Annotated in this window: 15 protein-coding genes and 1 pseudogene; 13 read left to right on the forward strand and 3 right to left on the reverse strand. The window is 48.5% G+C overall.

The window, feature by feature from the left end; all coding sequences use genetic code 11:
• The 8 genes and pseudogenes from H6G00_RS35070 to H6G00_RS00700 form a co-directional block, all read left to right on the forward strand.
• Positions 1-129: pseudogene (locus H6G00_RS35070) on the forward strand (IS256 family transposase); the annotation flags it as partial.
• Between the two features lie 254 nt (positions 130-383).
• Positions 384-1,103 (forward strand): hypothetical protein, encoded by a 720-nt coding sequence (locus H6G00_RS00670; protein ID WP_190795169.1) that lies wholly within the window; start codon positions 384-386, stop codon positions 1,101-1,103.
• On the forward strand, positions 1,093-1,362 hold the full coding sequence (locus H6G00_RS00675; protein WP_190795170.1) for a hypothetical protein: 270 nt from the start codon (positions 1,093-1,095) through the stop codon (positions 1,360-1,362). The genes H6G00_RS00670 and H6G00_RS00675 overlap by 11 nt, the downstream gene beginning before the upstream one ends.
• Positions 1,355-2,182, forward strand: a complete 828-nt coding sequence (locus H6G00_RS00680) for a hypothetical protein (RefSeq protein ID WP_190795171.1) — start codon at positions 1,355-1,357, stop codon at positions 2,180-2,182. The genes H6G00_RS00675 and H6G00_RS00680 overlap by 8 nt, the downstream gene beginning before the upstream one ends.
• Before the next feature lie 140 nt (positions 2,183-2,322).
• A complete protein-coding gene (locus H6G00_RS00685) occupies positions 2,323-2,580 on the forward strand; it encodes a hypothetical protein (RefSeq protein ID WP_190795172.1) in 258 nt (85 codons plus the stop codon).
• Between the two features lie 398 nt (positions 2,581-2,978).
• A complete protein-coding gene (locus H6G00_RS00690; RefSeq protein ID WP_190795287.1) occupies positions 2,979-3,722 on the forward strand; it encodes a site-specific DNA-methyltransferase in 744 nt (247 codons plus the stop codon).
• A gap of 79 nt (positions 3,723-3,801) precedes the next feature.
• Positions 3,802-4,887, forward strand: a complete 1,086-nt coding sequence (locus H6G00_RS00695; protein WP_190795173.1) for a serine/threonine-protein kinase — start codon at positions 3,802-3,804, stop codon at positions 4,885-4,887.
• A gap of 69 nt (positions 4,888-4,956) precedes the next feature.
• Positions 4,957-5,571, forward strand: coding sequence for a hypothetical protein (locus H6G00_RS00700; protein ID WP_190795174.1), 615 nt, complete (start codon positions 4,957-4,959; stop codon positions 5,569-5,571).
• Positions 5,572-5,628: 57 nt separating this feature from the next.
• On the opposite strand, the gene H6G00_RS00705 is transcribed toward H6G00_RS00700, so the two are convergent.
• Together H6G00_RS00705 and H6G00_RS00710 are read right to left on the reverse strand one after the other, a co-directional pair.
• Entirely contained in the window at positions 5,629-5,934 is a 306-nt protein-coding gene (locus H6G00_RS00705; protein ID WP_190795175.1) for a hypothetical protein, read from the reverse strand.
• A 40-nt stretch (positions 5,935-5,974) separates the two neighbouring features.
• Positions 5,975-6,298: a hypothetical protein gene (locus H6G00_RS00710; protein ID WP_190795176.1), complete on the reverse strand. Its 324-nt coding sequence runs from the start codon at positions 6,296-6,298 to the stop codon at positions 5,975-5,977.
• Between the two features lie 206 nt (positions 6,299-6,504).
• Between H6G00_RS00710 and H6G00_RS36470 the strand changes: the two genes are divergently transcribed.
• Positions 6,505-14,466, forward strand: coding sequence for a tape measure protein (locus tag H6G00_RS36470; RefSeq protein ID WP_190795177.1), 7,962 nt, complete (start codon positions 6,505-6,507; stop codon positions 14,464-14,466).
• Positions 14,467-14,639: 173 nt separating this feature from the next.
• On the opposite strand, the gene H6G00_RS00720 is transcribed toward H6G00_RS36470, so the two are convergent.
• A complete protein-coding gene (locus H6G00_RS00720) occupies positions 14,640-16,037 on the reverse strand; it encodes a hypothetical protein (RefSeq protein WP_190795293.1) in 1,398 nt (465 codons plus the stop codon).
• On the opposite strand from H6G00_RS00720, the gene H6G00_RS00725 reads away from it, so the two are divergent.
• The 4 genes from H6G00_RS00725 (at position 15,954) to H6G00_RS00740 (ending at position 21,348) form a co-directional block, all read left to right on the forward strand.
• Positions 15,954-16,145, forward strand: coding sequence for a phage integrase N-terminal SAM-like domain-containing protein (locus H6G00_RS00725; protein WP_190795178.1), 192 nt, complete (start codon positions 15,954-15,956; stop codon positions 16,143-16,145). The two genes, H6G00_RS00720 and H6G00_RS00725, sit on opposite strands and share 84 nt — an antisense overlap.
• 129 nt (positions 16,146-16,274) lie before the next feature.
• Positions 16,275-16,913 carry a transcriptional repressor LexA gene (gene lexA, locus H6G00_RS00730; RefSeq protein WP_190795179.1) on the forward strand — a complete coding sequence of 213 codons (639 nt, stop codon included), beginning with the start codon at positions 16,275-16,277 and terminating at the stop codon, positions 16,911-16,913.
• A gap of 178 nt (positions 16,914-17,091) precedes the next feature.
• Positions 17,092-17,577 carry a hypothetical protein gene (locus H6G00_RS00735; RefSeq protein WP_190795180.1) on the forward strand — a complete coding sequence of 162 codons (486 nt, stop codon included), beginning with the start codon at positions 17,092-17,094 and terminating at the stop codon, positions 17,575-17,577.
• A gap of 105 nt (positions 17,578-17,682) precedes the next feature.
• Positions 17,683-21,348, forward strand: coding sequence for a hypothetical protein (locus H6G00_RS00740; RefSeq protein WP_190795181.1), 3,666 nt, complete (start codon positions 17,683-17,685; stop codon positions 21,346-21,348).
• The last annotated feature ends 36 nt before the right edge of the window (positions 21,349-21,384 follow it).

Below are 21,384 nucleotides of genomic sequence, written 5' to 3' on the forward strand. Positions count from 1 at the left end.
GAATCAGCCTTCAAAGTCATTTACCTAGCCATCCAGAATATTTCCAAAAAATGGACGATGCCGATTCGAGACTGGAGACCTGCTCTAAATCAGTTTGCAATTATGTATGATGACCGCTTTCCTCTCTAAATTTAGATCTTTGACACAGATCTATTTACATACCCGCGGCTGGAGCGCTGCGTGTTCATGATCTATGCCCCACGGGTATACAACCCTCTCGTCTAACCTCGTTAAACCTCGTATCAAGAGGTTAAACCTTGTGTTGCCTCGTCCGAAGAGGAATCAAGAGGCGTGACGAGGTTGTTTGTTGTAGCGCTAATCCTTCATCCCTTAAATCGTGGGAACTCTCGCTCGAACTATCTCATCTGAGAGCGAGACATCCCATGTCCACAATCAATTATCAGACCGAGGTCGTTATCACGGAAGGCACCAAGTTAGATATTGGGTGGCTCATGCGTGGTACTCGAACCCCGGCAAGCTACATCCTTACCGTTGGCACCGCTGCGGTGCTGAATGACGAAGTTTTATCCGTAACGTCCTCGGTTGATAACTTGCTGATTCAAGCTGGTACCAAGCTAAGCTTTGGCAACCAGATTGTTATCGTCACCACCGACACGATTGTTGATGCAACGACCCCAACTGATTTACCCATTCGCGCATTAGGTGCACCGATCGCCGCTAACGCAACTGCTACCACCCGAGCGCTATTGACCGTGCTGGGTCTGACCGATGCTTCTCCCAGTGGTGAAACTCAAGTTGAAGATACTTCCAACTTCTTGAGCGGTTTTGGTAATGAGGGAGTCATCGTTGGCGTAAACCGGACTGTTCAGTGCTCCGGCAACGTGATTGTGGGCGATCGGGCAATGGATCGCATCATCAAGCCTCTAATTCTGGACGATGAGAAGGCACGTCGCGAGATTTACGCTGACCTCCAGCTCCCCTCCGGCGAACGTTACCAGGGCGCGGCAAAGATTCAGTCATTCTCCAGCCCTTCTGCAAACCGTTCGATTCAGAAGTTCCAGTTCCAGCTTATGTTCCAGGGCTTGAGCTTCAAGCACACCCCAGCGACCACCTACGCGGCGATCGCCCAGGATGCAGCGTAAGCGATACGACATCTTGGCTTCCCGCTACTGGGATGTGTGTTTGGTAAATGCGCGGGTTGAAGATGGGCGGCTGCTCTGCGGTTTCGCCCACTTCGAGGGGGGAGGGTTAAGCGAGCAAGTCGCCGTCTTTCCCCCATCCCGCCCTAACGAAATTTTTTGGCTCGAAGTGCCACAGCGGGCCCAGCAGACGCTGACCAATGTGGTGATGACCTCCCCCACAGACGAACTAGAATTCAAATTGGTTGAGAAAAATGGCTAAACTTCTTCCCTTCGTAGTCCAGCCCCGTACAGAGATCCGGGCTGTCGGTACTCCTGAAATCGGTGTGATTCACCTGCTTAAGAAAGGTGGCATCAGCCCCAACGAAAACCCTGTAGACATTCAGCAGGCAGGCACCCGTCAAGCGAAAACACAGTTATTGCTAGAGTCAGCTACGAAGCGGCTAGCAGACGAGGAGAGAATTACTCGGAAGGAAGCCCGCAAGCGTCTGTTTGCGATGCCCGTCAGTAAAGAAGAAACTAACGGTGAGGCAGAAGTAGATATGCCCTCACTCTACGATTACCTCTCCCAAGAAGAGGCAACTCAACTCCTAAACCTGCGCGAGAATCACGCTGACACTGCGATTAAAGCGGCTACGCTGTTCATTCAGCATCGGGTAGCCTATCCGGTGCAGGTGACTGCTAAGGCTAAAGCTGGAGAAGAGAAGTTGGCGATCGCCCCTCTCTCATTTGAAATTGCCGATGGTCAGAAGATCCGGTTCGGGGGGTTACGTGTTGAGGTCGATGGCTATCACGAGCCAGAATCTGAAGAGTTGAAGGTTAAGTCTTTGAAGCAGCCTCTAGCAGCAGAGGCGATCGGATATCTGCAAGATCCAGATGTGAATAAGTTGCTGTTAGGTAACAGTGAGTGGTCAGAGCAGGATACCCGTGATTGCCTGACTGAAGAGTTGATCCTTCACATTCACCACTTCTACCAAATCGAGATGGGCGGCGTTCCTGAAGAAGAGGAGGCGCAGCCCGACGCTGACGAGGGAAAGAACCTAGCCTCAAGCTCCTCCGTCGCATTGCCAGCCGCAGCGTAATTGATTGGGGTGAGCTATTCTGGCAGCTCCAATATTACGGCTGTCGGGATGAGCGGTTTAACCATGAGAATTTTGGGAATCAGACCGATTCTCTAATCTTCCAAGCGCTGGACTTTTACACCCGGCGCTGGAAGCTCGATTTGAACACACAGTCTAAAACCCATGCGATCGGCTGGAGTGGTTTGTTTAACGGCTTCGGTGGCAAAGATTCTGCCAAGATGGAGCCGTGGCAGCTCCTACCCTTCCCTGACCTGGCAGAGACGAAGGTGAAGCGCCTCAGCTCGAAGACGGCGCACATCTTAGCTAGCTTGATTGAAGGTAGTTCACTGCCTCAGCGCATCATTGGGACGGTGAGACAATTTGACGAGATTGTTGAATTAATTGATGAAGCAAGTTGAGGGGGGAAGCTGAATTAGCTCCCCCCCTCAACTTGCTTATTTACCTAACATGACTTGACCTAGACCGGCTGCCAGCTGGCGACTCTCTCAAAAGCTTGGATCACCTTCTACGTTCCAGAGGCTATACAAAAGCTGGCAACCTCTAATCAATCCCGCTATCTGATCAAACTTGCTATCTCAGCTTCGGTTGAAGTTTGTCTTTAAAGTGGGCGGGTGGCGCAATTAAGCCTGCCCAAAACAGAACCTTGCGAATTGCCTAGGCAATTCGCAAGGCTTTCATATACTGAAGTCTGACGGTACTGCCGTCTGTGAATCTGCTGAGGATTCAGCCAAAGGAAATGCTTGATTCGGATAGATTGCAACTAACTGTCCAAGGAGTAAAGGTGTACTATGGCTACATGGTTAAAGCAGTACTCTATCAAGGTGATGCAATTTGTTGGCTGCGTGATCTGCCGGATGCGTCAGTTGACCTTATTGTGACCGATCCCCCATACGAGTCGTTGGAAAAGCATCGCGCGATAGGTACTACCACACGCCTTAAGCACAGCAAAGCATCTAGCAATGATTGGTTTGATATCTTTCCTAACGATCGGTTCCATGAGCTATTCGTTGAGCTGTATCGGGTATTGAAGAAGAATTCTCATTTCTACCTCTACTGTGACAATGAAACAATGTTCGTGGCAAAACCCATTGCAGAGTCCGTAGGGTTTCGCTTCTGGAAGCCACTTGTGTGGGACAAGATGAAGATCGGGATGGGGTACCACTATCGTGCTCGATATGAATTCATACTGTTCTTTGAGAAGGGTAAAAGGAAGCTCAATGATCTTGGTGTTCCTGACATCATTCAAGTGCCTCGGATTTACCGTGGATATCCAACTGAGAAGCCTGTTGAGGTTTCAGAAGTTCTCATAAAGCAAAGTACAGAGCCAAATGAAATCGTTATCGATCCCTTCATGGGTTCTGGCTCGACAGGCATTGCTTCGGTGAAACTTGGTCGTCACTTTATCGGCAACGATATTGGCTCAGAGGCTTTAAAAGTAACTCGCGAGCGGCTTCAAAATCTGCAAGTTGACTTTGTATCTACTCTCTGGCCGCAGTCAACATCAATGTCCGAAACGACACAACTTGATATCTCAATCTGAAGGCTCGGCTCAAACTTCAAAAGGCACTATTGTTAACATTTACGCAAGGTTCTGATAGTTATTAAGATGGGAGACAACCATGGCGCTGTCAAGAGGAGCGAAGAAGCTGTTCGAGTGGCTTAAACAGCAACGTGCAGGAACGATCGTAAGCTACAAAGATGTCATGGATGTCACTGGCTGGAGTGAGGTGTCTCTCACTACTTATATCGGTAAGAACAAAGTTGCTCCCTTTCTACAAAAACTCGGAGATCAACGTTTCAAGCTCATTATGGATGGCAATGAGATAACTGAAAGTTTTTTTGACGAGACATTCACTCAGACCACACCGCGGCAAGTTAAGCTCTCCTCAGGTGAACCACTGCAGGGTCAAGTTAACGAATACAAACTCGTCGAGCCATTAGGGAATGGAGCGGTAGGACACGTTTGGTCTGCTCAAACGCAGTTACCGGGGTTCACACTTGTGGCTGCTAAGGTAATGCTTCCGCGACAAGACCTACTGCAGGGCTCAAAGCTTCCAAATGTACGAGAACGGTTTAGGCGTGAGGCAAGAAATGGACGTGAGCTTAATCACCCAAACGTCGTCAAGTACATCGACGTAGGAGAAATTCAACAGAACCCGTTCTTGGTTATGGAGCTAGCGAATCGCTCTATTGCCGACAAACTTTGCGATAGTGGTCTTATTCCTGAGGAAGAAGCTGCTGAAATAATACTGAATGCTGCCATCGGTCTTGATTTCCTACATTCAAAGGAATGCCCTCATCGAGACATCAAACCAGCAAACCTCTTAGAGTTTTCTGATGCGATTAAACTTGGAGATCTCGGAATCGTTAAGTGGAGTGACTTTGACCCTAATTTCACGGGAGGAGGGACTATTACTTTGGAATCAATGCAACTTGGTTCCTGGTTCTACATGGCTCCAGAACAGCAAGAATCACCACACAACGCAGTCAAGGCGTCAGATATATATGCCTTGGGCGTTACTTGGATACAACTGCTCACTGGTAAAGTACCAAGTCCTCAGGCAATTGGTGCCGGAAGATATCAATTGCCTGAGGTAAGGTCTGGCGTTGCCGAGCTACTGGCAAATATGCTCAGATACAATCCAACTGACCGTCCAAGCCTTATAGATATTCAGGGAACAATTCAAAGATCGTACTTAATATAGTGACAGATGCAGGATCCGAAATTTCAACTTCAAGTTGTCAGGCAGAATATTTAACTGTTGCAAAAGTAAATGAAGATTGAATTTATTACAGCAGTTGTTGCTCTCATAGTTTCAATTACAGGAATCTTAATTAATGCACTACAAATAGATATCCAGCGCCGTAAGTTAAAGGATGACAGAGGACAATGGGAACGGGAATTCCAGAATAAGCAGAGTGAGTGGGAGCGCGCAGTAGAACGAGGAATTACTCAGGTAATATTTCAGGAAGCATCAATAAAATTATACGAGGCTAGACTTAGGGAATATGCTTCAGTTTGGCCGTTATTGAAAATAACAGCAAGATATGAGTGGCAAAGATTGGGAGGAGGTCAATTGGCTGAGGATTCCCACCAAAATGCAATAGAAGCCGTACAAAAAATGGCTGACAATCTGACCAACATTGCTTATGACAGTCTGGGTTTGTTGATGTCAGAAGAGTCTCGAACACACCTCACAGGTCTGCGTCGTTGCTGTGGTGCTTTCAAAAAAAATAAGATGACATTCGAAGAACTAGCAGGACAGGCACATTGGTTTAAGCATAGCCTCAGGGCTGATTTGCACATTCCTAATAAGTCTATCGAAAATGAGGAGTTTAAAAAATATACAGAGATAATCAATGAAATCCTTCAATCTGATAGAAATTGAAGACAAATTTATCCATATTGCGATCGCCTATCACATTAAGTTAGGCTGGGTTGTGGCTCATAAACCCAGCTCTTGCTTAAATGTTTCTAGGGATACCGTCCCTTTTTCCTGAGCTTCAGCTTTGGCTCCGCGCGCATCTTCAAGGTCTTCCTGCCCTTCCAAGTATTGCTTCATTACAGTCTCTAGATCACCGCCTATCGCCATCCAATCTGCTGCAAGCGCCAAACCATCAACCTGTTCACGAGGCAAAGTTGTGTTGTACACCTCAAGAGTGCCTCCAAAATCCATCAACCTCGCAATGCCTTCTATGAAAGACGGTCTAGCATACAGAAAATCTGTCAATCCGTTTAGGTTTATCTTCATTGGCTTTCCCTCTAAACCAAGTCTGTTGATAGCCGTCTATTCATGCATCAGAACCATTTCCATTACGCCGCTGCTGCTCCCCAAACAAATACTCTAAGATTCGGTGGTTCTCAGATTGCAGACCTCTGATAGCCTCTCGGTTTTCCTGCGCCTGTTGTGCAAAGCCGTCCATCATGCTAATCATATCAGCTATGCTAGAGCGCATTTCTTCGCGGTCTTGCTGTGCCTGTTGTGCAAGATCACCGATCATGCTACGCATTTCTTCGCGGTCTTGCTGTGCTTGTTGCCCTAGCTGCTGAATGCCTAGAAGCGTTGCCTCTGCAAGGTTTTCAAGGCGATTTAAGCGCTCTTCTGTGTCAGTCACGTCAAACCCCTTCATTGAATGCTGAAGACGCTTTGGTGCAAACCGTCTCGATTAATCGTCTATTGCTATTGTCGCAAACCGCGACAAAATTTGAGTACTTTGTTGTATGAAGCAAACAAAATACTGAAAGATTGCTGCCTTTAAGTCCAAGCCGATCATCCTCACCAGTTGCGGGAACTCTCAGACGGAGTTTCTGAGCGTCTTCTGTGGCAACTAGCGTTGGTGAATTGGTGCTGGAGTTGGGCTTAGACCCAACTGCCTATAACGAAGGCATGGAGAACGCGCATAAGGACGCGATCGCCATTGGTCAGGAGATCGAAGCTAGCCTGCGAGTTTCCCTGCCAACTCTCACGCCCAAAGTTGATGACTCAGCACTGACTAGGCTCAATAAACATTTTGACCTTAAAGAAAGTCACGCCAAACGGCTCAATCGATTCTTTTCTCAGAACCCACTCAAAATCAAAGTTGATTTCTCACAACTGAACCAACTTGAGCGCAAATTAGACAAGCTTGAGCGGCGAAGAACTACTGCCTCAATTCGCACCCAAACTAGTGGCAACACCGGCAGTTCGGGGGGTGACTCTAACTCTCAACTTGCTGAGATGATTGGCAAGGCAGTTGCACGAAACCTTAGACCAGGTTTAGCAGGACGAGCAGCGGGGTTAGTGGGGAATGTCTTAGCAACTCCCGGTAGGGTCGCTGGCAGAACACTGGCTGGGGTAGCTGAAGGGTTAATGTTCGGTGTGACACAGGAGGTCAGCCGCAACTTAGGCAAAGGGTTATCCAAAGCAATTGAGAACAGCCTTTCTGGTTCTGTAGGCAGTTCAGAGTTGCTAGGGGAGAAAGTTGGAGGCGCGATCGCTCAATCAATGGGGCGGTCGATGTCCGAGAAGTTTAAAGACCTACCCGATACGCTCAACAAGTTTGTAGATGAACTAGAAATTGACTCCAAGCTAAGGCGCAAATTCAAACAAGCCATTGGAGAAATCGAAGAGTTCCAGAAGCAGACTGCGGAACTACTGACGGAGACATTAGGCGGACAGCCAGCAATTCAACAGGAGGCACTGTACCAACGGGGAACCCAATCTCGCGATCGCCGGCGCAGAGTTCCTGCCACCCAGGAACAAGCTGCTGAAGAGTGGCGTGAGGCATTAAGAAGCAGAGATCGAGTACAGGCTTCAGCATTTAAGAGAACATTCAAAAACAGTCAACAATTTAAGCAACTCAAGGACGAATACGGTAGTACCCAGGAACAGTTTTCAGGACTAGAGAGCCAAGTTCAACAAGCTGAACAAGCCGGTGCTCCAGCCGAAGAAATCGAAGGGCTGACAACTCAGCTTAGACAAACTGGAGCTAAGCTGCGAGGTTTAGCTCAGGCGATGCAGAACATCGTTAAATATCAGGAAACCGTTGATAAAGCTGTAGTTGAAGCACAGCAGCGAGTCAAATCAGGCTATCAGCAGGTACAAGCTTTAGCTCCCAAACCTCAGCCTAAGACCTATATGGATTTGGTTCGTCAGGTTACGGGCAAAGAGTTATCCCCTGAAAAGATTCCTCAATTGAGGATTGCAGACGCTTCGCTTAAAAAATCTGGAGCGCTCAGCCAATACGACCCTGCCCGCAATGCAATTGAAGTAACTCGCAAAACTTACGAGGCAATTGAGAATAACACCCTAACTCCTCAACAAGTTGAGATGTTGAAAGAGGAGCTAGAACATGCTGTAGATTTCGACTTTGGCTCTTTTAAAGGACTGCAAGCTGCCAAACAAAGTCGAATTATCGGCAAGCCCGTAGTCCCTACTGCTGAGGAGTTTTCAGCAATCGCCCCTGGACTAGCTCCCTATGCCCCAGAGCGGAGGGCATTGGAGCTAAATGCCAAAATCAAGGCTCGAAGGGGTATGACTGCCTATGAGCAAGAGTCTAGGCAGTCAATGTTGATTAACAATGTTCCGACTCTGGCTTCTAACAAAGAGGCGATCGCTAACCAGAGAACGCAGTTGCAGGCGAAATTGCAACAGATTGGAAAAATTAGTGCTCTAACAGGAAACGACCTGTCCAAAGCACTTGCGTCTTACAACGGTTTCTTCGATTCACTTCAGCAGAAAATAGAACAAGCTGTTGAAGAAATGCTGTCAGATATTGATGGCTTAGATCAGTCTAAAGTTAACTCTATCGTCCAGAAGATAAAAGGCTATTGGGAAACTGTAGAAGGATTGAATCAGAAGGTCAATCAACTACTTCAGAAACAAATTGATGATGTTTCTGTTACCTCTAACTATGACGTTTGGACGGGCAAATTAGAGCGTTCCAAAAATTCAGGCTTATCCAACCAACCTCTAGGAACGGTTGATGATGAGTTCCTTAATCCAAATTTCGATCCGTTTGCAATAGATCGCCCCCCTATTGCAATTCCCCTTCAACTATCTATGCCAGAGGCAGAACTTGTACCCGTACAGATTCAGCCTAAGCAAACTCAGGTTACAGCTAGTCAAACTCAGGGCAGGGGATTTGCTAAGCCAACTCAAAGAGCAGTTGATGCCACAAATCAAGCTGTCAAGCAAGTTACTCAAAATGCTACCCAGACTGCCCAAGCTGCGATCGCCGAAGCACAGAAGTTAGAGAACGCTTTTTCTGGCTTGTACAAGGGGTTGCAGGATGCGATTAAGAAGGGAGATGACCGGCTTGTAAGAGCCTACAGTAGCGAACTTAAAGATATGGCAGAGGGTAGCCGCTCTGCCATCAATACGTTAATTGAACAAGCAAAACAGTCAGGCGAAACATTTGGCTCAGACGTTTTAGCCAAGCTAGGAGGAGTGAAGGGACGGTTAACTCAACGCTTTAACCTAGCCCAGAAAGGTACATCAAAGTATCAGAAAAAGAGAGCTGCTGAAGGAGAGGATTTAACGGCTCAAGCGCTTGACCCAGAAGCTGTTAGAGCAACCAACAAAACACTGCAAACCTTTAAGCAGTCTATTCAAAAGTCAATTGGGACACTCAATCAACTAACCGCTAACCTCGCAGGAGTTGAGGTACAAGAGAGCTTTGGAAAAACCCTTCAGAAAGCAGCGGTTTCAGAGCGTGGCAAAGACCTTTTGGTTAACACAGGTGGATTTATAGCATCCAACCTTGCTAGCCAGCATGGACTGTTGCCGGAGCTGGGCGGCGATTTGATTGGAGCACTTGTTACCCGACAAGTCGTTGAAGCTGGCATTGCTGGCAAAGACGCATACAGCAAACTTCAGAATGACGAAACCTTCAAAGCGGCAGATGCTTTGAAGAAGTTCTCGATGATCCTCACTGAGGTCACCGCAAAACTCCAAAGTTCTGAGTTTGGGGAAGAGCAAAACGGGGCCTTATTTGGAGATATTGCAGGGTTCACTGTTGGCAATCTGATTAAAGAACTGCCCAAGACCATTGCTCCAGGTCTGCCGGGAATGGATCTGCTGGGACAGATACCTGGCAGAGGAGCATTGGCAGCTTCACAAGCCGTTCCAATGCTCTCGAAGATGAGGGCGCAGATTACTCAGCAATTACAGTCCGGTCAATACAGTGGCGAAGAGTTGAAGGCTCAACGCCTAGATCTCAGCTACAAAAGGCTGAAACCCAATAAGCAGATGAATGATGCCGAGAAGGTATTCCTCGAAAACATCATTGAGCTGTTGGATGACGCAATTGTCAAAGCAAGACAGTTTGATCTTGCCTTTGGCATGTTAGACGCGCCTTCAATGAGGAAATTTGAGGAAAGTCTTGAGGGAGTAAATGAGGCACTAGATTCAGACGGCACAAAGATTGTTGCCCAGGTTCAGAAAACCATTGCTGACTACGAAAGAACTGTTCAGGAGCTAGAAAAAAGCTACGCTGAGCGATTCCAAACCTCACAAGACGACCTTGATGAAACATTTCGCTATCGCGAGGCTTATGCTGGGTTACTTGGGGACGGGCAAGATCCGCAGGAGTTAGACCTGGCGATCGTTCCTCCCAAACCACCCAGTGGTGAAGGTCTCTTTGGGGCACTGAAAGGAGATCTTGATGACATTGTTGAACGGCTTGGGGGCTTGAAGAATGCCGCAGGAGTGGCGTTTAAAGCGATCGTTGGGTTTGCGGCAGCTAGTATTGTGCTGCCATTCCTGACAGATCTTGCCACTTCAGCCTTGGAGACAGCAACAGAAATGGAGCAGGTTGGGCGTATGTTCAACTTTGCCTACGGATCTATGGCGGAAGGACAGTCCGTCATGGCTGACGTAAAAGCTGATGCGGAAGCGCTTGGACTTGATATGAGGCAAGCACTGCAAGGTCAGGCACAGCTAGGGGCAGCGACTCGCGGCACAAAGTTAGAGGGATTTGCGACCGAGCAAATTGGTGATGCCTCCAGAGACGCAATTTCGGCTTACAGTCTGAACCCGCAGCAGGCAGAACGGGTCAATCTGGCAATTCAGCAGATGTCGTCTAAGGGCAAAATTAGTGCTGAAGAATTGCGTCAGCAGTTAGGTGAATCGCTGCCCGGAGCGTTCCAGATTGCCGCTCGTGCGATGGGGGTGACGACTGCTGAGTTGGACAAGATGATGGAGCGGGGCGAACTGCTGTCGGAGGAGTTTCTACCCCGCTTTGCAGCACAGTTGTCAGCAGAGACGGCAGGTGCAATTCCAGGCGCAATGAAGTCATCTCAGGCTGCTATCAACCGTTTTAACAACGCGATTTTGGAATTGCAGACGAGTTTGGGTAAGCCTCTACTTCCAGCTCGAAATGCTGGATTGGAGGTCTTGACTAAGGGGATGGAACTTGCCTCAAGTGCCTCTGGAGTGTTAGTCAAAGGGTTAGGCGCTCTAGTGATTACTCCAGTCGTCAAAATGCTGTTCGATGTCGCGGCTGGAGCGATCGCCTCTGCGAAAGGCATGACCCTTGCAGGATTGGGAGCTAAGACTCTCAATTTCAGCATGAAATCATTGGCTAACACTGCCAAGGCCGTGAAGGGAGCGTTAGGAGCGATCGCCCTTCCTGCCGCCATTTTCCTGGCGATTGATGTCATCAGCTCATTTGGCAAAGCCTTCAAAGATGCGGGTGGTGAGGTTCGAGAGTTTGCAGATCAGGGTGTGAAAAGTTTAGCTGAGTACGACAAAGCTTTAGCGGACTTGCAAAATCGTTCTGGCAGAGGTGTCACACCTCCTGAACCACCACAGCCGACTGGGGTGCAAACCGAGTTTGGCGATACAGGCGGATCACTACTTGGCGGTCCGTTGGGTACATTAGAGCGGTTTATACAATCTGATAACCCCGCTGCCATTGGTTTTAGAATGACTTCTGGCATGGGGGCAGCTCCTATGCGGACATTTGGTCAGGTTGAGGCAGAGCAACAGGCGATCGCCCAAAGTGACTTCCTACGCAACACTGGCGACACTCGCGGACGACTTTTAGAGGAGTTGCAAAGGTATCAACTGAATCCCAACGGAGAGGGACTAATCGCTCAAGTAAGGGGCATTGACCAGCAGGTGGAAGAAGCCCAGGGGCAACGGCGAGCATTACTGCCGGGAGATGTGGAAGGACGCAGAGCACTTGATAAAGAGATTGATGACCTACTTCAACAGCGACAGAAGCCTGGGGAAGTATTAGCCAGCCTCCAGACCATCAACAACGCCAAAATTCAGCAGCTTCAGCAGATGATCAATCAGGCTGCCGCTGAGGGCGATACGGCAGCAGTCGCCCGATTCCAAAGCGAGTTAGACGCTACTACTGCGGCGGTAGACAAACTCAACGGTTTGATTGGCAAAACTCCTGATGTGCTGGGGCGCTTGGCACGGGGGTTTGCTGAAATTCAGGCTGAGCTTGAGAAGGTCAACATGGAGTTAGACCGCAGCGCTGCCTCCAATCGGAAGGCGATCGCCTCTGCCCAAATTGCGGGTGCAACGCCGGGAGAGCTGGAGTTTGCTCGGTCGTTGGCAGATCAGACCAACATGCGCGGTCGCATGAACGCCAACCAGTCTGCTATTGACCAGGCTCGAAATACGCTGACATCCAGCGACAAAACAATGGAGGCATTGAAGTCTGTTGGCATCAACTCTATCGACGAAATCAACCCTACTGCCCTGTCTGGTCAAATCCAGAATATGGAAGATTCAACCACCAAGGGATTGATTGAGCAGGCGATCCAACAGAAGCAACAGATCGACAGCCTCACCACCCAAAACTTTGATTTGGATGCCCAGATTAAAGAGTCTCAAGCTGCCGCTGTTGAAAAGCTGAGAAGCTTGGCAAATCAGGTTTTTGACTTCTTCCGCTCAATCGAGCAAAGCGCCAAAGAGATTCAGCTCAACGCCCAGCAGACCGCTCTACAAATCAAAACTGAGACGGCTCAAAGCAGGTTGAAAGGTGCGCTGGTCGGCTTCCAGGACTCGTTCCTCAACGATTTTGTGAACTCGCTAATTGGATTGATTGAGGCATTGAACAAGCCTCTCAATGATGCGATCGCCGCTCAACAGCAGATTCTTTCAGCTCAAAACCAATACTTCCAACAGATTCAGCAGTCGTTCCAACTGGGTCAGCAGTTACCCAGCAATCAGCAGGTGGCAGCAATGGCGGGTGAGCAGGCTGCACCGTCTGACCCGTTCACGCCACTGCCAGCGGGCCTACCCGTTGCGCCGGCTGCACCTGGTAACCAAGCGGCGATCGCCCCTGCATCCCAACGTCCAGAGGCATCGTTGCCAGCTATCCCAGTCGGGTCTACCCAAATGACCGCTCCAGAGATTCAGGGGAATCTTGGAGCACTCGCACAGCTCGACCCAGTATCAGCACAAGCGTTTAGCCAACAGGGATTAGCAGGGGCACAGGCACAGGCAGCGCAGAACTACCAGGCTCAGGTAGACATGATTAACCAGCAGCTTGCAGCCTCACAGCAGTTTGCTCAGCTTGAGGCAGTGATGCAGGCAGACGCAGCGAATCGCTCACTCTGGGAGGCGACACGGCGAATTGATGATACCTCAAGAGGGTATCAGCGGAGTCTGGAAGACTTGTTTGCACGGGGAGAGGTGGAAACACCACTGACCCAAATCCAGGGGACTTTCCGAGGCATGGCGCGGGAGTTTGAAGACTCTATGCGTGGCATGGAGGATTTCCGGCGTGGTTTGCAGCAGACCGTAGACCAGGCTGAGATGTTGCAACAGGTGATTCGGGATGGTGTGGCTCAGGGCATCATGCCGCGTGAAATGCTGCAAATGCTGCCACAACTCCAGCAGATGTCAGATGCCGCTAGGGACGACCTGAATGAGTTAGCTGGCACCATGACCGACTATGAGCAGGCTTATGGGGAAGCTGTGCGACGGCAGCAGAATGAGTTTAAGCGGCAGGAGGGAGAGCGGCGTTTTCAGGCACGGCAACGGCTCTCAGGCTATGACGTGCAGATGTATGGAGCACAGGCACAGCAGGCACGGCTGGGAGGCAATGAGGGTGTTGCTCGCAGTCTGGAGTATCGGGCTAAATATCTGGAAACGCAAAACCAGTATGAGGGACAGTTCCGAGAGCTTCAGGAGTTGCAGCGCACGGGACAGATTACCGCCGATGAGTTTGAACGGATGGCTGAATCATTGCGAGGACTGAACCAGATCTCGCTGAGAAACTTGCGAACGGAGGTGGAGAAAACCAATAACGAAGTCGCCGCTAGCGCTCTGTTTGGGGGACAGGGGCAGGATATGAGCCGACGCGATCGCCGTCGAGTGCTGCGGGATGCAAGAGAGGATTTCAGACTGGCAGTCAGAAATGGGGAGCTCAACCAAAGTCAGCAAAGGGAGTTTCGTGAAGCATTTAGCGCAGTCAGCGGCAGAGACAATGCTTCGGACGATTCGCTGGTGAGGCTATCCAATCGCTTCCAGGACAATGCTTTCTTCAATGAACTGATGCAGATGACGGGACGGGGAGATATAACGGCGATCGCTGGCATCTCTGAGCAAACTGCTTCGACCAGGATGACTGAGACTGCCGACCAAGGTTCGTCAATGGTTCAGGCATTCCGGGAAGCAAACGGAGGTATTGAGCAGCGACTAGATACCCTCAATGGCAATATCGTGTTGCTGGCCAACTCGCCGCGATCGCTCACAGTGCAAACTCCAGACCCAGTGAATGACATGAGCCAGATCCTATCTGAGCAAAGCAGACAGAAGATGGAGGCAGCAGGATTGTGAGAAGTTCCTTCTGAGAAACTTACTTCAGCAACTTTCCTTGATGAAGAGCAAGAACCACAAGTTAAACATCTTCTAGAACAGTTGCGTTGGGCGGTTGCTAGTAACTATTGAACTAAACCTTGATCTTTCTTAAATCTGCTCCAACACGGTTGTTAGCTGGCTTCCTTAGTATGTTACCAATTAGCCCACCGGAGATAATAGATGAAATATGGATCTGGAACGTTAAGAAACTCTTTCTCATCGTCCCATTCTAAAACTCTATCTTCACCAAGTTTCTCTTCAACAGCTTTGCCCATCTGTTGAAGAGCTTGTACTATACCAACACCACGAGGCGGATCGTTTGGAACTAAACTTTCAATACGATCTTTAATAGTTGCATAAGAGAGCGTCAAAACTGGATCTTCACATGCAAGGGCTTTTAGTATGACATAGTAAACGTCACCAGATTTTCCATCATTCAGGTAATGAATTTTTCGTTCAGTTCCGCGCGGTTTTGGTCCTGTGACGATAATGTCAAATGCAGTTTTGCAATTTGCTAGTGAGGTTGTGTTGCGAAGAAGTACTCCTACTTGTTCCTGATTCAAATCAATAGGAGCAATGTTTGGCTGGGTTTCACTACACCCTATATCTCGACAAAATTGTAAACATATAGCTTGCATCAGCTGTGGCGATGATACGCTTTCAGACACAAATCTATCAATAAGTGCTGGCTCAGGCTGAAGTTTGAGCAGGGGAAAACCTTTGTCGGCAATAACTCGTAACTCTGACTTCTCCCAATAGGGAATGTCTATGCAAGACACTCGCCCGCGCAAATCTGGGTTTGCCCGAATTGCATCATCACTACGATGTGTTACTGATACAACTACAATTGCTGTACCAAGTCTCGCTGCTTCTTTGAACTGTTCTGCAAGTGATTGCTGTACAGCTTTATTAATATAGTGAAAGTCGTCAACAACAAGCGTGTATCCATTCTGCCCTATGAATTCAAGTAATTCAGTGCCGTCAGGTCCATCATATTGACTAGTTTCGCCTTGAGATTGCCCTGTAGACAGGCTTCCATCGACTCCTCCTTTTGCATTGAATAGCATAGGTATTTGCAATCCAGCTTCGGATTTGCCCGTAAGTTGTGAAGCACGAGTAGCTTGCGTAGAAATAGATTTGGATAAGGGTAGTTGTAGCTTTTTACGAACTTTTTGCCAAAAGATTGATTCTTCACTGATGCCGCCTCCAGTGACAAGGAGCATTTTTTCCTTGCCTATTACACTTTCACAGAGGACAGTTTTACCGCTTTTGGATGGTCCAGAAACAGAGCAAATAAAACCTCGTGTTGCAATAGCCTCTGAGAGGCGTTGTTCAAGCTTAAGCTGTTCTCGATCATTGTAAGTGTATTCCGGCAGAAAACCTGGAGTAAAAACGACGTTTGCTTGCATGAGCTCTTGGACATCACAGATATGCTTCAACACTATGCTAAGAGCTGAGTATGTTTTATGCCAGCTAACTATCTTAAGCATTTCAGCTTGAAGACTAAGGAATCTTACGTTAACTACATTCGGAATTTCATCCTGTTTCATCACAAGCGGCACCTTAAAGAAATGAGGACAGATGAAATTCAAGCCTACTTGGGACTAGCTAGAAGGTTTGAGTATTTTCGAGGTTTAACATCAAGTTCATCTCATTAGGCAGTTGCTTCAACACAGCAGCAGACGTAAATTGCGTCAAACCCAGCAGGAGGCGATCGCCTGACTTAAAGTTTGCTCAGGACGAGGTTAGAACAGTATATTTAGTACAAACGTCCTAACTAATCCGTTATGCAAGCTCTTACTCCTGTTCAACAACAGCTTTACGACTGGTTGGTTAGCTATTTTGAACAAAACCAATGCCCTCCAACGATTCGAGAAATGCAGGAGGCAATGGGGCTGAAATCTCCTGCTCCCATCCAGAGCCGATTAGACGCATTGGAATTGAAGGGATATATTGAGCGGTCTAGTTATGGTCGTTCTCGCAACATTCGGCTTGTACAAGAGCGGATATCTGTACCAAAAGGCATTCCTATTCTGGGAGTAATAGCTGCTGGCGGGTTAGTTGAAACATTTGTTGATGGCGAAGTTGAACACGTTCCAGAAGCTTTTCTTGCAGCAAAAACGTCTAGTCATGAGAGGTCAAAGCATTTTGCTGTTCGTGTTCGAGGAGATAGCATGGTCGGCGCTTTAATTGCCTCTGGTGATGTAGTAATTTTGAAGCGACCTGATGATCCAAAAGCTATTAAGAACGGCACGATTGTGGCAGCAATGGTTAGAGGCAAAACAACGCTCAAATACTTGCAGCGCATAGACGAGAAGACTATCAGACTTGAACCTGCAAACTCTAGTTTTTTGCCTATAGATGTCAACGTTGAAGAAATAGACATCCAGGGAGTATATGTTGGAAGCGTGCGGAATTTAATTTAGTCCCACTTCTTCAACGCTAGTTGCTACAGAAGACACTCAGAAACACCATCTGAGAGTTCCCGCAAGCTGTGAGGATGATCAGCTTTGGCACAGGCACAGCGGGTAATGACTGGCAGGGCATGTTTGGAGGGGTTACTGGCAGGCAGGGAACAGTAACTCCAGAATTGGCAGGATTTACATGGTTAACGAATTTGGCAGATCAATTACCCTGACGCTAGGCGACTTTGCCATTAAGCTAGGCGACTATAACTGCCGCTTTGTGGAAGGCACTTACCCTCGTGAGTACATGGAATCGCCTGGGGTTAGTTTTAGTGCTTACGGTACTGCCGCGGGCGACGGAGCCAGCTACGAGTACACACATATCTGGAATTTGGCGCTGCTGTGTGAGCCAGATGTAGCTGACCAAATCTCCAGGATGTATAGCGCCTTCTTACTGGGCGGCAAGAGCAAGATTCGGTTGGTGGACGAAGTTGATCTGTATCACGAACCTACCCCCCGAACCAGAGCGATCGCCCCAGGCACAGAGGAGAACATCAGCGGCGGCATGACCAGTTATTTTGCTCAGTTTGACGCTTGGTTTACGGCTCCACCTCGCAAAGTGCAGGTGAGGGGATGGATCAAAGTGGCACTACAACTGACGGAAATGGGCAAGGTCAGAGCTTAATTGTGAGCTGATGCGGGTGAGTTTTGTAGTGAGCGGGTGTCTCGGAGCGATCGCCCCTTACTCAACAAGGGAACCTTACAGCAGTCTTAACCCTGCTGAATTGCTTTGTCTATCAACGTTTCCAGTCGCCGCTTTAAAGTTGTAATTATTGCTCCAGGCGAGTCTGAGAGCAACGGATTAGACGTGTCGCCGCTGCTAATTTCGTTTGACGGCGGTTACAACCCGTTGGACCAATCCGGGCTAATTAGTTTCTCTGGAAACCTGATCATGCAGGGGTTTCCTATTGGCAGCAATATTGACACCAATCCCCGAACCAACCGACAACGATGGGCAAGGGGTAACAGGGTAGTGATCTGGCTAGCAAACCAATCAGGAGAACTGATCAAATACAAAACCCTGCACATCCTGAAAGAACCACTGCCACCTTCCCCCCGAACCATACCTAATTTAGACATTCCAGTGGGAGATAAGATTGCGCTGCTGTCCTTTCGTCAGCCTCCGGGCGATGAGAGTGGAATCAAGATCGGCAACAACACCAGCCGCGCTACGATTATTGATCGCTTGCTAGCTAAAGCCGGAGCTGGAACACTGCTGGGAACCGTGCCAGGGTCGCTGAGCTATCCACCACAGAAACTTAGCAACGAGAGCTATCTTCAACAGGCTGGGAAGATAGCTTTTGCCGTGCAGCATTACCTCTGGTGTAATCGCAATGGGCAGGTGAGAGCATCTAGAATCACTTTGGATCTGCCTTCCTTCACTTCACTTCAAATTGGTAGGGATAACGGCTCAGAGTTAATTTACGAGCCATTGGAAGGGCAGGAGACACCTGCTGAAATTGTGCGCTGCGTCGGAACTGGATATAAAGTTCAGAAGACTTCAGAAGATGACGAAGAGAGCTTTCAATTTAATGAGGAGTTTGGTCCGGCAGTTGTTGTAGATCCAGAAGTTGGCGGAATTGCAGTTCTACTGCAAGAGACTATTCGTGAGTCTTGGAAACGCAATCAGCGAACAGTTCTAACTACTCGATATGAACCTGTTGGTCTGTTATTTCCAGAGCAGGAAACAGGTCGTCTCAGCTTATATCTCTCGTCTGTCACGCTCGAAAAATATATTTACGAAACAGGACGGGAAGGGAAGTTGTCACGGATTGTGTCAACTGTTGAACGTCCTTTTGGTGTCGTTGCCAGGGAGTATGTTGCAAACCTACCAATAGACCAGCAAAACGTTAAGTTTGCGGTGATTGAAGCCGAGGGCAACGAGGTCACCTATGACTACGAGAATGAGGTGACACAGGCGATCACAACCACTACTCAGGAAACTTGCGCTGGAATTATTCCAACGGAAGAGTGGACTAACCCGCTGTCCCTGGTCAACTCCAAATTGGAGCGAGAAACCTGGAAGCAGTTGAATGAGCGCGAGTGGCAGTACAAAAAACTAACTTATGAATCGGTTGGAAGAGCATTTCCTGAAGTCCTCACAATATTTCAAAATAACGATTTTGAAGCACCTGTTGAATCCAAGATTGGGTTAGTTCAAACGGGCAAAACTTCTCAAAACAGCAACTCAGGACAAACCCAGCCGCCAGCTCCAGACCGACGTAAGCCTACTCACAGTGTTGAGGAACTTCAGTTAGAAGGTGAGGCAAAGTTTGAGCCTTATGCTGGGTCGGAATATCAGGAGCGGGAGCGGCAATACGATATTCCCTATTGCGGTTCATCTGCGGATTTGGAGGATATTGCTCAACTGTTAGGAAGGATATTGATTGGCAGAAGACTAGGGCAAATGTGGCAAATTGAGCCAACTGACCAATGGCTCAATGACCCAGAACCATTGCTCAGAGTTGACTTCACAGAACCCAATAATGCTAAGCAATCTTTTTTGGCAAATGGGATGGCGATCGCCTTCAACCAACGCCAAATGTACGTTGGGGCATCCGGAATTTGGCTAGGCACAATCAGGAAAGGACTTTTCCCGGCAGGGGCAGTGATTCAGCCAGGGCAAACGCTGATTGAAGATAATCCAGATGCTTCTGAAAACCCAGATCGTCCAGCCATTCCCGTGAAGGAAGTCGAGTACATCGAACCACCCTATTATCCTGTGCTGCGGATCAATGGTGCGTCTGGTTCGGGGGGTAGCATTAAAGCTTATCCCTACCCGCTAGATATTGCGCCTGCAAGCATTCAGGGTGCATCTGGTTCGGGGGGAGACATTAAACCACTGTTGCCAATTCTGCGGCTAGATGGTGCGGCTGGGTCAAGTGGCAGCATTGAGCCTGTGCTGTTGCTGTTTGGTGCATCGGGTGCATGTGGAGAGATCACCCCAGTTGCTTCAAGCATTGTTAACGGAGACCTAACCCGTTACCTACTCAGCGATTCAGGCGTTGTGATTAATAACAACGAAAATGCAATCGAGAACAGAATTTTGACTTGGCAGGATCAATCACCCTTAACAACTGCGGTTGTTGGCTCCGAATTTGGAGACTTCAACCCTGAATACGCTTTAGGTAAGCTCAACGGCAAGCCCGCCATTAGGTTCTATGGAGACTACTCTGGTGAGACCCTAGAAGATAGAGATGACAGGCGTTTGCCAGCTTTCGTCTCCCCCTCAAGCTTTGCTGCCTTTGTAGTAGTTCAAATGACAGATGCTTACTATGAAGAGTTTGTTAGCCAGTCCGACTCAATTGTTTCTGCTGACGCAGCTTGGGGTATCTTCGCTCGAACTTCAATTGAGGGAGACCTTGAGGTAATTGGCGCTCACGCAACTCAGAACGGGAACAACTGGGTAGCTGTCGCTGCAAAAATCAACTACAACACTCCAATTGTTGTTTGCTACTGGCAGGAAGCAGGCACCGCTTACCTGCAAGTCAATGACGGAGCAATTATCTCTGTCCCTGCCTCAGACATTTCAGCCTCCAATTCCTTGACAAACTATCGGCTAGACATTGGCAACCGATTTGGCAACGCCTTCAACGGGTATCTGGGAGCCGTACTAACTTACAAACTGTCACTATCCGAAGCTGCGAGAGTAGCAGTCAGAGATGAACTAATTAACCTATATTCAATTGAAGATCCTGGTTCTCTAGCCTGCTACTTCATCAGCACACTGGGCGTTGAAGCTGACCTGAACGGCAGATTAGTGAGATGGAGTAACCAAGGTGGAACTGTTAACCCGTTGGTTTCTGTAGACCAATACGGCACACCGCAGGACGCAACTTCTATTCCGCTGGTGGTTGGCAATGCCCTTAACGGTCAGCCTGCACTCCGATTCAGCAATGCGGACGAGTACAGCGACTACCTTTACAGCGATCGCCTTGCCAATTTTATTGCAGCCGACCAATTCTGTAGCTTCCTCGTAATCAGCGTGGATTCTATTGATGGCTACGGGGACATGGGAAACAGTAACTCCTACCCAGTTGATGCTTTTTATTGGCGCATAGAGGTTCAATACAACTACGAAATCGAAAGTTATGAGATTCAAGGGTATTACCAAGCATCTGACAACTCAGAGGTTCTTGTTTCTGTCCCAGTCGCTTCTGACACAGCCATCCTAGTGTCCTTCTGGCAGGAAGCAGGCACCGCTTACCTGCAAGTCAATGATGGGGCGATCGCCTCTACTCCCGCCAAAACAATACTCAGCCGACAACAACAGTTGACATTTGGTTTAGGCTTCTTTGGCAACCTGGGAGCATTTGTCTGCCACCGAACCTCCTTATCAAGCGTTGAGCGGGAAGCAATCAGATCTGACCTTAACCAAGTCTTTAGTTGCTACTAGGGCTACTAGAGGGAACTTTACGCCAGATTTTCTGGA

The sequence above is a fragment of the Leptolyngbya sp. FACHB-541 genome (assembly GCF_014695875.1).
Classification (GTDB): domain Bacteria; phylum Cyanobacteriota; class Cyanobacteriia; order Elainellales; family Elainellaceae; genus JAAUTN01.

What these genes read in the sequence shown, in the direction of transcription:
- H6G00_RS00735 (WP_190795180.1), top strand. Translation starts at nt 17,092, where the DNA reads ATGGTTAACGAATTTGGCAGATCAATTACCCTGACGCTAGGCGACTTT.
- H6G00_RS00700 (WP_190795174.1), top strand. Translation starts at nt 4,957, where the DNA reads ATGAAGATTGAATTTATTACAGCAGTTGTTGCTCTCATAGTTTCAATT.
- H6G00_RS00680 (WP_190795171.1), top strand. Translation starts at nt 1,355, where the DNA reads ATGGCTAAACTTCTTCCCTTCGTAGTCCAGCCCCGTACAGAGATCCGG.
- H6G00_RS00670 (WP_190795169.1), top strand. Translation starts at nt 384, where the DNA reads ATGTCCACAATCAATTATCAGACCGAGGTCGTTATCACGGAAGGCACC.
- lexA (WP_190795179.1), top strand. Translation starts at nt 16,275, where the DNA reads ATGCAAGCTCTTACTCCTGTTCAACAACAGCTTTACGACTGGTTGGTT.
- H6G00_RS00695 (WP_190795173.1), top strand. Translation starts at nt 3,802, where the DNA reads ATGGCGCTGTCAAGAGGAGCGAAGAAGCTGTTCGAGTGGCTTAAACAG.
- H6G00_RS00720 (WP_190795293.1), bottom strand. Translation starts at nt 16,037, where the DNA reads ATGAAACAGGATGAAATTCCGAATGTAGTTAACGTAAGATTCCTTAGT.
- H6G00_RS00705 (WP_190795175.1), bottom strand. Translation starts at nt 5,934, where the DNA reads ATGAAGATAAACCTAAACGGATTGACAGATTTTCTGTATGCTAGACCG.
- H6G00_RS00690 (WP_190795287.1), top strand. Translation starts at nt 2,979, where the DNA reads ATGGTTAAAGCAGTACTCTATCAAGGTGATGCAATTTGTTGGCTGCGT.
- H6G00_RS00725 (WP_190795178.1), top strand. Translation starts at nt 15,954, where the DNA reads ATGCCAGCTAACTATCTTAAGCATTTCAGCTTGAAGACTAAGGAATCT.
- H6G00_RS00675 (WP_190795170.1), top strand. Translation starts at nt 1,093, where the DNA reads ATGCAGCGTAAGCGATACGACATCTTGGCTTCCCGCTACTGGGATGTG.